General features: G+C 65.1%; 8 protein-coding genes. 4 read left to right on the top strand and 4 right to left on the bottom strand.

Features of this window, described 5'->3' with window-relative positions; all coding sequences use genetic code 11:
• Positions 1-15: 15 nt before the first annotated feature.
• Together C4S71_RS00505 and C4S71_RS00500 are read right to left on the bottom strand one after the other, a co-directional pair.
• Positions 16-648 (bottom strand): MiaE family protein, encoded by a 633-nt coding sequence (locus C4S71_RS00505; RefSeq protein ID WP_086509648.1) that lies wholly within the window; start codon positions 646-648, stop codon positions 16-18.
• Between the two features lie 3 nt (positions 649-651).
• Complete coding sequence (locus tag C4S71_RS00500; RefSeq protein WP_086509647.1) at positions 652-1,131, bottom strand: DUF1289 domain-containing protein; 480 nt, start codon at positions 1,129-1,131, stop codon at positions 652-654.
• A 251-nt stretch (positions 1,132-1,382) separates the two neighbouring features.
• On the opposite strand from C4S71_RS00500, the gene acnB reads away from it, so the two are divergent.
• The 4 genes from acnB (at position 1,383) to C4S71_RS00480 (ending at position 7,453) form a co-directional block, all read left to right on the top strand.
• Positions 1,383-3,986 carry a bifunctional aconitate hydratase 2/2-methylisocitrate dehydratase gene (gene acnB, locus C4S71_RS00495; protein ID WP_103967833.1) on the top strand — a complete coding sequence of 868 codons (2,604 nt, stop codon included), beginning with the start codon at positions 1,383-1,385 and terminating at the stop codon, positions 3,984-3,986.
• A gap of 277 nt (positions 3,987-4,263) precedes the next feature.
• Positions 4,264-4,875: a porin family protein gene (locus C4S71_RS00490; protein ID WP_086509645.1), complete on the top strand. Its 612-nt coding sequence runs from the start codon at positions 4,264-4,266 to the stop codon at positions 4,873-4,875.
• A 129-nt stretch (positions 4,876-5,004) separates the two neighbouring features.
• Entirely contained in the window at positions 5,005-5,493 is a 489-nt protein-coding gene (gene rraA, locus C4S71_RS00485; RefSeq protein WP_086509644.1) for a ribonuclease E activity regulator RraA, read from the top strand.
• A gap of 88 nt (positions 5,494-5,581) precedes the next feature.
• Positions 5,582-7,453 carry a glycerophosphodiester phosphodiesterase family protein gene (locus C4S71_RS00480; RefSeq protein ID WP_103967832.1) on the top strand — a complete coding sequence of 624 codons (1,872 nt, stop codon included), beginning with the start codon at positions 5,582-5,584 and terminating at the stop codon, positions 7,451-7,453.
• Positions 7,454-7,496: 43 nt separating this feature from the next.
• Here the strand turns inward: C4S71_RS00480 and ggt are convergent, their stop codons facing one another.
• On the bottom strand, positions 7,497-9,326 hold the full coding sequence (gene ggt / locus C4S71_RS00475; protein WP_103967831.1) for a gamma-glutamyltransferase: 1,830 nt from the start codon (positions 9,324-9,326) through the stop codon (positions 7,497-7,499).
• Positions 9,327-9,432: 106 nt separating this feature from the next.
• Positions 9,433-11,805 carry a phosphoenolpyruvate synthase gene (ppsA, locus tag C4S71_RS00470; protein WP_103967830.1) on the bottom strand — a complete coding sequence of 791 codons (2,373 nt, stop codon included), beginning with the start codon at positions 11,803-11,805 and terminating at the stop codon, positions 9,433-9,435.
• Positions 11,806-11,858: the final 53 nt, after the last annotated feature.

Below are 11,858 nucleotides of genomic sequence, written 5' to 3'. Positions count from 1 at the left end.
GGCAAAGTGGCGGCGTCAGGCCGGCACGCCACTATGGAAACGAAACGCCGTGTCCGGCGTGACTATTAGTTGTGCTTCGCATTCGGCAAAGAAATCCACCCGCTTGTCAATGGGATCTTTCGCAAGATGCCGGGCCAGCATCAGATAATCCTCGAAATGCCGGCCCTCGGACTTGACCAGCGAGCGATAGAATCGGGCCAGCTCGGCGTCGAGATGGGGTATCAGCCTGGCGAAACGTTCGCAGCTTCGCGCCTCGATGAATGCCCCGATGATAAGGATATCGACAAGTCGCTCCGGTTCTTGAGGGCGAACGTGGCGACGCAGCCCTTCGGCGTAGCGTGAAGCGCTCAAATGTCGGTATTCGATGCCACGCGCTTCCATCAGCTTGACCACTTGCTCGAAGTGCAGCAGCTCCTCGCGGGCGAGCTGGGACATCTTGGTCAGCAAGAGAGGATGATCGACATAGCGGTAGAGCAGGCTCATCGCCGTGGAAGCGGCCTTCTTCTCGCACTGGGCATGGTCGATGAGCAGCAGGTCGGGGTTCTTGAGCGCCCAGTCGACCCACGCATCGGGCGTGGGGCAGGCGAGAAAGGCAAGCAGGCTCGGCGGCAGCTCGACGTCATGGGACGCTTCGAGGGTCTCGGACATGGTTCAGGCTCGGTATTCCAGGTCGTGCGAATCTGGGTCGGGAGTCGGCGCACGGTTTGCGGCCTCACGCTCGCCGGCGGCCTCGAGCAGGCGCTCGCCCAGGCGGGCATACAGCTCCGCCGCGCTGAGTTCGGCGCCCCCCTCCAGAGGCCTCAGGCCGTAGCGCGACAGATCGCGGATACGATCGCGGCCGACCCGCAACAGTTCCACCGCCCGCGATAGGGGCGGCTGCTCCGGGCGGAAGCGAATGCGGTAGCGGCGCAGCTGCGCTTCCAGCAGGGCCTCGTCCTCGATCTGCAGGAAGCACCCGGCCACCCGCTCGCGCAGGGTATCCAGTTGCGCCATGCGCTGGCTGCGCTGCTCGGCCGTGAGGGCCATCCATTCGCCGATCTCGCTATCCGTTCGCTGACAGCCTCGACATATCGGGTCGCCCAGCGTCGTCGAGCAGAGCCCCACACAAGGCGAGGCGATACGCGCGCACATCACCGCTCTCCCATCGTTGAACGGCCCCATGGTAACGCGCCCCGTCGCGCGTGGCACGTTGTAGTTCGACAACATCGCGGCGACCAAAGTCTAGCGCCCGGCTCAGCGGGCCAACTTAACATTGTCGACAGTTTCCCGTAGAATCGCGGCACCCAGTGACTACGGTTGTTTCCCCGCCAAGGCAGGCATTTCGTCGAGGGTCATCGACGTATCGACCAGCCTTGGGCAACACACCAGATGAGGGCCCCAACGTGCTTGAAGCCTATCGCCAACATGTCGAAGAACGCGCCGCCGAGGGCGTCCCGCCGAAGCCCCTGAATGCCGAACAGGCCGCTGCGCTGGTCGAGCTGCTGAAGAACCCGCCGGCTGGCGAAGAGGAGTTCGTCCTCGACCTGCTGACCAACCGCATTCCGCCGGGCGTCGACGAGGCCGCCTACGTCAAGGCCGGTTTCCTGACCGCCATCACCAAGGGCGAGGCGCAGTCTCCGCTGGTCGACAAGGTTCATGCCGTCAAGCTGCTGGGCACCATGCAGGGCGGCTACAACATCGCCACCCTGGTCGAGCTGCTGGACGATGCCGAGCTCGCCAAGGAGGCCGGCGAACAGCTCAAGCACACCCTGCTGATGTTCGATGCCTTCCACGACGTGGAAGAGCGCGCCAAGGCCGGCAACGCGGTGGCCAAGGACGTCATGCAGTCCTGGGCCGAGGCCGAGTGGTTCCTGTCTAAGCCGGCACTGGCCGAGAAGATCACCCTCACCGTGTTCAAGGTGCCGGGCGAGACCAACACCGACGACCTCTCCCCCGCGCCGGACGCCTGGTCGCGCCCCGACATTCCGCTGCACGCCAACGCCATGCTCAAGAACGAGCGCGAAGGCATCGTGCCTGAAGTGCCCGGCACCACCGGCCCGCTCAAGCAGATCGAAGAGGTCAAGGCCAAGGGCTACCCGGTCGCCTACGTGGGCGACGTGGTCGGCACCGGCTCCTCGCGCAAGTCGGCCACCAACTCCGTGCTGTGGTTCTTCGGCGACGACATCCCCAACGTGCCCAACAAGCGCGCCGGCGGTTTCTGCTTCGGCGGCAAGATCGCCCCGATCTTCTTCAACACCATGGAAGACGCCGGTGCCCTGCCCGTCGAGATGGATGTCTCCAAGCTCGAGATGGGCGACGTGATCGACGTCTACCCCTATGAAGGCAAGGTGTGCAAGCACGGCACCGACGAGGTGCTGACCACCTTCGAACTCAAGACCCAGGTGATCCTCGACGAGGTGCGCGCCGGCGGCCGTATCCCGCTGATCATCGGTCGTGGCCTGACCGGCAAGGCACGCGAGTCGCTGGGCATGGCGCCTTCCGACGTGTTCCGTCTGCCCGAGCAGCCCAAGGACACCGGCAAGGGCTTCACCCTGGCCCAGAAGATGGTCGGCAAGGCCTGCGGCATGGCGGGCGTACGCCCGGGCATGTACTGCGAGCCGAAGATGACCACCGTGGGCTCCCAGGACACCACCGGCCCGATGACCCGCGACGAGCTCAAGGACCTCGCCTGCCTCGGCTTCCAGGCCGATCTGGTGATGCAGTCGTTCTGCCACACCGCGGCCTACCCGAAGCCGGTCGACGTGGAAACCCACCACACCCTGCCCGACTTCATCATGAACCGCGGCGGCGTCTCGCTGCGTCCGGGCGACGGCATCATCCACAGCTGGCTGAACCGCATGCTGCTGCCCGACACCGTCGGCACCGGCGGCGACTCCCACACCCGTTTCCCGCTGGGCATCTCGTTCCCGGCCGGCTCGGGCCTGGTCGCCTTCGCCGCCGCCACCGGCGTGATGCCGCTGGACATGCCGGAATCGGTGCTGGTGCGCTTCAAGGGCAAGCGTCAGCCTGGCGTCACCCTGCGTGACCTGGTCCACGCCATCCCCTACTACGCCATCAAGCAGGGGCTGCTGACCGTGGCCAAGGCGGGCAAGAAGAACGCCTTCTCCGGCCGCGTGCTGGAAATCGAAGGTCTCGAGGACCTTACCGTCGAGCAGGCCTTCGAGCTCTCCGACGCCTCCGCCGAGCGCAGCGCCGCCGGCTGTACCATCACCCTGGGTGAAGCGAGCGTCACCGAGTACCTGAAGTCCAACATCACCTTGCTCAAGTGGATGATCGCCAACGGCTATGGCGACAAGCGCACCATCGAGCGCCGCATCCTGGCCATGGAAGAGTGGCTGGCCAACCCCAGCCTGATGCGCGCCGACAAGGATGCCGAGTACGCCGAGGTCATCGAGATCGACCTCGACGAGCTCAAGGAGCCGGTTCTCTGCGCGCCGAACGACCCCGACGATGCCCGCCTGCTCTCCGAAGTGGCCGGCGAGAAGATCGACGAGGTGTTCATCGGCTCGTGCATGACCAACATCGGCCACTTCCGCGCCGCGGGCAAGCTGCTCGAGAAGCAGCCGGCCGGCAGCCTGAAGACCCGCCTGTGGCTGGCGCCGCCGACCAAGATGGACCAGCACCAGCTCACCGAAGAGGGCTACTACGGCATCTACGGCCGTGCCGGTGCGCGCATGGAAATGCCGGGCTGCTCGCTGTGCATGGGCAACCAGGCGCGTGTCGCCGCCAAGAGCACCGTGGTCTCGACCTCTACCCGTAACTTCCCCAACCGTCTGGGCGACGGCGCCAACGTCTACCTGGCGTCGGCGGAACTGGCGGCGGTGGCCGCGGTGGAAGGTCGCCTGCCCAGCGTCGAAGAATACCAGCGTTACATGGGAGAATTCGACGCCATGGCCGGCGAGATCTATCGTTACATGAACTTCCATGAGATCGAGGAGTATCAGAACGCCGCTTCCAACGTGATTCCGGTCGCTCAGGAAGCCTGATACCTTCGGGTTCTGATAGAATCAGGTTCGACTCCGATGCTCGCAACATCGATGGCATCTGAAAGCCGATGCCGGAGCCGATGAACGAAGCGCCCTCTCACGAGGGCGCTTTTTTATTTGCGTCGGTTCGCTACGTTTCTTTACCCGCACTGCCTTGAGCGACGCTATCGGCGTGTCTAATTTTAATAGGTCTATGTGCGGATCTGTCGGCCAGGAAGTCGGCTCGCACATAAAGAACGAGGGATGGACACCAAAAGGGACATTCAAGGAGTAGAACATGTCGAACAGAACGCTCCTCTGCATATCATTGACGGCTGCGACGCTGGTCGTCGCCAACGGGACTCAGGCACAGACTTATCACGAGCCGCATCAGCAGTATGCCTACCTGGGGCTGGGCACCGGTTTCAGCTCGCTGGAAAACGACCGCGACGAAGTCGACAACTTCATCGAAAGCGGTGGCCGCAACTTCAGCATCGACGACGACGACAACGTGTGGAAGGTCTTCGCCGGCTATCAATTCAACCGTTACCTGGCGGTCGAGGCCTTCTATGCCGACTTGGGTCGCGTGCGCTTGCGCGGCACCGACGGTGCCAGCACCGATCTGGAATCTACGGCCTATGGTGCCAGCGTGGTGGGCCAGCTCCCCGTCACCCACTGGTTCACTCCCTTCGCCAAGATCGGCGCCGCCAGCTGGGAAACCGAGGTGCGCGGCAATCTGGGCGATGCCGAGCTGAACCTGCAGGACAACGACGGCTTCGATCCGGTCTATGGCCTGGGCGCCCAGTTCAACTTCAACCCCGTCCTGATCCGGGCCGAGTACGAACGCTACGACCTCGACAGCGACTACACCATCGATACCTTCACTGCCTCAGTGGGCTTTCGCTTCTAGCCCGTCACGCCTCACGCTACCGACGCCGGGCACTACCGGCGTCGGCCGTCTTGCGACGAATCGATGAAGGCTGAGCAACGGGCGTTATGGCATCATCCCGTGACACATCACTCAGGCAAGGAGCCCTCGATGAGCGCCATCATCACGCCCGATATCTGCGATGCCCATCCGGAAGTCCAGGTACTCGACCCCATCTTCGTCAGCTACGGTGGCCGCGAGGCCTTCTGCGGTCCGATTCGTACGGTCAAATGCTTCGAAGACAACTCGCTGGTCAAGCAGGCGGTGAGCGAACCCGGCGAAGGCGCCGTGCTGGTGGTCGACGCCGGTGGCTCGCATCGCTGCGCCATGCTGGGCGACATGCTGGCCGAACAGGCCGTGGACAACGGCTGGTCCGGTGTCGTGATGTACGGCTGCGTGCGCGATGTCGACGTGCTCGCCGAGACGGACCTGGGCGTGCATGCCCTGGGCGCCCATCCGCGCAAGAGCGAGAAGCGCGGCGAGGGCAGCCGCGACGTTGCAGTCACCTTTGCCGGCGTCACCCTGCGCCCCGGGCAGTGGCTGTACGCCGACAACAACGGCATCGTGGTCGCCGAGGAGCGGCTGCCGCTGGAGAGCTGAGTCTCACGTCGTGGCACACGGGCTTGCCCTGCCGGCAACCTCGATGCCACGCTATGGGCATGAGTCTTGAGCGGGAGCAGGAGAGCGGATGAAGTCACTCGGCGTGGATGTGCTGCGCAGCCTGCGAGAGCACCTGCGACCGCTGGTGGCGTATCATCTCTTCTTCACCCTGCTGGCCTCGAGCCTGCTGCTGCCGACGGTAGCATGGACGCTGACGGGCCTGCTCGGCCGCTTCGACCGACCGGTGATCACCAATGCCGGGCTGCTGGATCTGTTGCTCAGCCCGGCCGGCATGCTGTGGCTGCTGGCGGCCATCGGCCTGACCTTCCTGATCCTCTACCTGCAGCAGGCCGGCATGATCCTGGTGGCGGTCAAGCGCCGCGACAATCACTTCCGGCTCGCTTTCATCGCGCTGTGGCAGACGCTACGCCGCCTGCCCACCCTCGCCGGCCTGGTGGTGCTGCAGGTCGGTGCTCACCTGCTGTTGCTGCTGCCCGTGGCCCTGCTGCTGGGCTGGCTCTACGACGTCATCATAGGGGGCCTCGATCCCTATTACGTGCTGCGCATGCGTCCTCCGGCCTACTGGACGTATCTCAGCGTGGCGGTTCCCCTGGGGAGCGGTTGGGCGGTGATCGCGGCATCGCTCTACGTGCGCTGGATACTCGCGCTGCCAGTCGCCGTACTGGAAGGCCTTTCGCCACTGGCGGCACTCAGGCGCAGCCGCGATCTGACCCGCGGCCATCGGGCCGAGGTGGCCTTCGTCGTCATATCCGTCCTGCTCATCATCGTGGCCCTGCCCTTCGTCGCCACTACCCTCTTCGACCGGGTCTTCACCCCGATGCTGTGGTGGTTGCCCGAGCGCAACGCGGTGCTCATCCCCGCCATGCTGACCTACGTGACCGGCTACGTGCTGGTGACGCTGGCCATCACTTTTCTGGGTATCGCCGCCAATGCGCTGCTGTCGGCCTGCCTTTACCTGCGTCTCGCGCATCGTGAGCCGCGCCCCGCCCCGCCGCCGCCCGATGCCCATCCCGGACGCCTGGCCTGGGGTGTGGAAGCGGGCGTGCTGGTGTTCGCCCTGTTTCAAGCCTGGTGGATCGTCAACAGCTTCGAGCTGCGTGACGATGTCACCGTCATCGCCCATCGCGGCAGCTCGATGGCGGCCCCGGAAAACACCCTCGCCGCCATCGAACGCGCCGTAGAGGACCGCTCCCACTACGTGGAGATCGACGTGAGGCTCAGCGCCGACGGCGAGGTGGTGCTCTATCACGATCGCAGCCTGCAGCGCCTCACCGGTGACCCGCGCAACGTGCGCGACCTCACCCTCGAAGAGCTGCGTCAGTTCGATGTCGGCAGCTGGTTCGGCGACGCCTTCGTCGGCGAGCGTATCCCCACCCTGGACGAAGCCTTCGCCGCGGTACGCGGTCGCAGCGCCCTGATGATCGACATGAAGCCCGATCCGGGTTTGGAAGAAGCGCTGGTGGAAGCCGTGATCGACTCGTTGCACCGGGAGAACGAGACCCGGCGTGAGTGTCTGGCCCGGGCCAGCGCGGCCGAAGCCGCCCGCTGCGGCACGCCGGATGCCGCGGAAGAGACACGCCTGGCGGTAATGTCCAGCGGCGTTCTGGAGATGGTAAAGGAGCGGGAGCCGGAGCTACGCGTGACGTTGCTGGCTCAATTGGTGATGCCGGGAACGCTGGACCGTCGCAGCTTCGATGCTCTGGGCCTGCGCCACAACAGGATCACACCCAACGAGATCCGCCTGGCGCGAGAACTCGGCTACGAAGTGCATGCCTGGACCGTCAACGACCGGGCCAGGATGTCGCAGATGATCGATCTCGGTGTCGACGCCATCATCACCGACTACCCGGATCGGCTCGTGGAGCTCGTGGACGACCGTCGCGAGCTCGGCGACGGCGCCATACTGCTGGTCAAGCTGCGCAACTGGCTGCGGCGCTGAGGGCAGGCGCCCGCGGTGTACGGACGCCTGCTCCGTAGCGGCCTCAGTCGCCCATCACCACGCCTTCACGGCGCGGGTCGGCCCCGCCGAAGTAACCGTCTTCGGTACGCTGAATGGCCTGCAGGCCGCTGACCAGCTCGCGCTCGCTGGCCTCATGGCCAAGCTCGTTGAGCGCTTCGAGCACCTCGGCGGGGAAGCGGCCCTCTTCGAGGTAGGCCGGCCCACCGAGCGTGATGGCATGGGGCAGGTTGAGCGCCTCCTGGGCATCGAGCCCCCAGTCGAGCATGGCCACTAGCGCCTTGGCCGTGTAGTGAATGATGGCGGCACCGCCGGGCGAGCCCAGGCTCGCCACCAGCTCGTCGGTTTCGCGGTCGAACACCAGCGTGGGGCTCATGCTGGAGCGCGGCCGCTTACCGGGCTCGACCCGGTTGGCGATGGGCGTGCCATCGGCCCCCAGCGGACGAAACGAGAAGTCGGTCAGTTCGTTGTTGAGCAGGTAGCCACCCGGCAGGCCGGTGCCGCCGTCCGCCAGAATGCGCGAGCCGAAGGCGGCCTCGATGGTGGTTGTCATGGCCAGGGCGTTGCCCTCTTCGTCGATGATGCTGATGTGGCTGGTGCCGTACTCCGGCTGAGGGAGCTGCATGGACCAGGCCATTTCCACCTCGCCCGGGTTGCCGGCTTCGGCGCCGTCGGGGCCCACGCTGCGCTCGCCGATCAGCTCGGCACGTTCTGCCAGGTACTCCTCATCCAGCATGCTGTTCCAGTCGCCCCCGGGCGGGTTGACGAAATCCGGGTCGGCGATGAACTTGCCGCGATCGGCGAAGGCCAGTCGCGAGGCCTCGAGAAAGCGATGCAGCCACTCGGTGCTGGGACGATCCTCCTCCATCGGCTCCTCGATGTCGGGCAACTGCTCCATGACGCCCAGGATCTGCATGATGGTCAGGTGGCCGGACGAGGGCGGCGGGAAGCCGCACACCCGATAGGCCTGCCAATCGGTGCACAGCGGCTCGCGCTCCTTGGCCACGTAGGTGGCCATGTCCTCCAGGCTGATCGCACCGGGGCGGCCGGGGTGTCCCTGAACCCGCGACACCAGGTCTTCGGCAATCGGGCCGGTATGCAGCGCCTTGCTGCCCTCCTCGGCGATCTTGCGCAGGATTTCCGCCAGGGCGGGGTTCTGCAGGCGGTGCCCCTGAGGCAAGGGCTCGCCCTCTTCGGTGTAATAGAAAGTGCCGCCGAGAGCGTCGTCGCGCAGCCGCTCCTCCGCGGCCAGGCTGGTATGCAGTCGGGGGCTGACCTCGAAGCCCTCCTCGGCCAGGGTGATGGCCGGGGCAAGCAGCTCCGCCCAGGGCAGCTTGCCATGGCGTTCGTGAGCCATTTCGAGCATGCGCACGGTGCCCGGCACGCCGACCGATAGCCCGCTGGCCGCCGCCTCCATGAACTCCAGCGGCTCACCTTCGCCATTCAGGAACAGCGATTCGCTGGCCGCTCGCGGGGCCGTCTCGCGACCGTCGTAGGCTTTCACTTCGCTGCCGTCGTAGTGCATCAGGAAGGCGCCGCCGCCGATGCCGCTCGACTGCGGTTCCACCAGAGTCAGCACCATCTGCACGGCGATGGCGGCATCCACTGCCGAGCCCCCTGCCCTGAGTACCTGATAGCCGGCATCGGTGGCCAGAGGATTGGCTGCCGCCACGGCAAAACGCTCGGTGGCCCAGCCGGGCTTCTCGCTGTAGCCGGACGCCGACTCCGGTGCGATGGCGGGTGCCTCGTACTGAAATGCTGTCTCGGCGGATGCCAGCAACGGCAGACCCAACGCGCAGGATGAAACGACGCAGGCCAGCCAGCGTCGGGGGAAGAAGGCAGAGCGCATGTCCATGAAAAAAGCCCCTCGGTAACTCCATGTAAGAGGAGTAAGCATAGGCGAAAAAAGACCCGATTGAGAGTGCTCAATCGGGTCAGTTTGTAACCTAATTTCGCTTTGCCTAGGCCAGGGTTTCTCCTGCCAGCATGAACCAGGTTTCCAGCACCGCATCGGGGTTGAGAGACACGGAATCGATGCCCTGCTCCATCAGCCATTTGGCCAGATCGGGGTGGTCGGAGGGGCCCTGGCCGCAGATGCCGACGTACTTGCCCTGGGCCTTGCAGGCCTGGATGGCCATGGCCAGCAGCCGCTTGACCGCCGGGTTTCGCTCGTCGAACAGGTGGGCCACGATACCGGAATCGCGATCCAGGCCGAGGGTGAGCTGAGTCAGGTCGTTGGAGCCGATCGAGAAGCCGTCGAAGTGCTCGAGGAACTCCTCGGCCAGCAGGGCGTTAGCTGGCAGCTCACACATCATGATCACCTTGAGCCCGTTCTCGCCACGCTTGAGCCCATTGGCCGCCATCAGCTCGACGACCTCACGCGCCTCTTCAGTGGTGCGCACAAAGGGCACCATGATCTCGATGTTGTCGAGCCCCATCTCGTCGCGTACGCGCTTGAGGGCTTTGCACTCGAGCTCGAAGCAGGGACGGAAGGCATCGGAAACGTAGCGCGAGGCGCCGCGGAAACCGAGCATGGGGTTTTCTTCGCCCGGCTCGTAGAGCTTGCCGCCGATCAGGTTCTCGTACTCGTTCGACTTGAAGTCGGAAAGCCGCACGATCACCCGCTGCGGATGGAACGCCGCCGCCAGGGTCGAGATGCCTTCCACCAGCTTGTCGACGTAGAAGTCCACGGGGCTGGCATAACCGGCGGTACGCAGGTTGATGGTCTGCTGCAGCTCCAGCGGCAGGGTGTCGTATTCGAGCAGCGCCTTGGGGTGCACGCCGATCATGCGATTGATGATGAACTCCAGGCGCGCCAGGCCGACACCGGCATGGGGAAGGCTGGCGAAGCTGAAGGCGCGGTCCGGGTTACCCACGTTCATCATGATCTTGAACGGGATCTCGGGCATCGCGTCGACGCTGGTGACGCGGCGGTCGTAGTCCAGCAGGCCTTCGTAAACGTGGCCGGTATCGCCCTCGGCGCAGGAAACCGTGACGTCGCGGCCATCCTCGAGCACCTCGGTGGCGTCGCCACAGCCGACCACGGCAGGAATACCGAGCTCACGGGCGATGATCGCCGCGTGGCAGGTACGGCCGCCGCGATTGGTGACGATGGCCGAGGCGCGCTTCATGATCGGCTCCCAGTCGGGATCGGTCATGTCGGTGACCAGCACGTCGCCGGCGTTGACCTTGTCCATCTCCTCCGGGGTGAACACGATCTTGACCGTGCCACGGCCGATGCGCTGGCCGATGGCACGACCGCTGACCAGGGTGCGCCCCTTCTCCTTGAGGTGGAAGCGCTCGAGCTTTCCGCCCTCCTGCTGGGAGACCACGGTTTCAGGACGCGCCTGGACGATGTAGAGCTCACCGTCATCGCCGTCCAGCGCCCACTCGATGTCCATCGGACGCTGGTAATGCTCCTCGATGGTGACCGCCTGACGCGCCAGGGCCATGACCTGCTCGTCACTGATACAGAAGCGGGCACGGTCCTTGAGCGGCACGTCGACGGTGGAAACCGACTTGCCGGCGCTGGCGTCTTCGCCGTAGACCATCTTGATCAGCTTGGAGCCGAGGTTACGGCGCAGCACCGCGGGGCGTCCGGCCGCCAGCGTGGGCTTGTGCACGTAGAACTCGTCGGGGTTGACCGAGCCCTGCACCACCGTCTCGCCCAGGCCCCAGGAGGCGGTGACGAACACCGCGTCGCGATAACCGGATTCGGTATCGAGGGTGAACATGACGCCGGAAGCGCCAGTCTCGGAGCGCACCATCTTCTGGATACCGGCCGACAGCGCCACGTTCTCGTGGGCATAGCCGCGATGCACGCGGTAGGAGATGGCACGGTCGTTGAACAGCGAGGCGAACACCTCGTGCACGGCGCGCTTGACGTTGTCGAAGCCTTCGATGTTGAGGAAGGTTTCCTGCTGGCCGGCGAAGGAGGCGTCGGGCAGGTCTTCGGCGGTGGCCGAGCTGCGCACCGCCACCTTGAGATTGGGGTGCTGGCTGGCCAGCTTGTCGTAGGCCGTGCGCAGATGCGTCTCGAAGGTGGGCGGCAGCGGGGTGTCGATCACCCACTGGCGGATCTCGGCGCCGACCCGGGCCAGCTCGTTGACGTCGTCGACGTCGAGCCGCGCCAGAGCCTTGTTGATGCGCTCATTGAGCCCTTCGTGAGCAAGGAATTCGCGATAGGCGTGTGCCGTGGTGGCAAAGCCCCCAGGGACGGTGACGCCGGCCCCCGACAGGTTCGAGATCATCTCGCCCAGCGAGGCGTTCTTGCCGCCTACGCGTTCGACGTCGTCCATGCCGAGCTGATCGAACCACAGGATGTAATCTTCCACGTAACCCCCTTGAATCTTCGTTGCCAAGGCTTTCGCACCCGCTGTTCAGGCGA

The organism is Billgrantia desiderata (genome assembly GCF_900108215.1).
Lineage (GTDB): Bacteria > Pseudomonadota > Gammaproteobacteria > Pseudomonadales > Halomonadaceae > Halomonas > Halomonas desiderata.
The sequence above is the reverse complement of the archived record's forward strand: the minus strand, read 5'-3'. Positions and strand labels throughout refer to the sequence as shown.

Bases quoted from the DNA above. Each gene is read 5' to 3' on its own strand.
- C4S71_RS00500 (WP_086509647.1), bottom strand. From the start codon at position 1,131: ATGTGCGCGCGTATCGCCTCGCCTTGTGTGGGGCTCTGCTCGACGACG.
- C4S71_RS00505 (WP_086509648.1), bottom strand. From the start codon at position 648: ATGTCCGAGACCCTCGAAGCGTCCCATGACGTCGAGCTGCCGCCGAGC.
- C4S71_RS00480 (WP_103967832.1), top strand. From the start codon at position 5,582: ATGAAGTCACTCGGCGTGGATGTGCTGCGCAGCCTGCGAGAGCACCTG.
- rraA (WP_086509644.1), top strand. From the start codon at position 5,005: ATGAGCGCCATCATCACGCCCGATATCTGCGATGCCCATCCGGAAGTC.
- C4S71_RS00490 (WP_086509645.1), top strand. From the start codon at position 4,264: ATGTCGAACAGAACGCTCCTCTGCATATCATTGACGGCTGCGACGCTG.
- ggt (WP_103967831.1), bottom strand. From the start codon at position 9,326: ATGGACATGCGCTCTGCCTTCTTCCCCCGACGCTGGCTGGCCTGCGTC.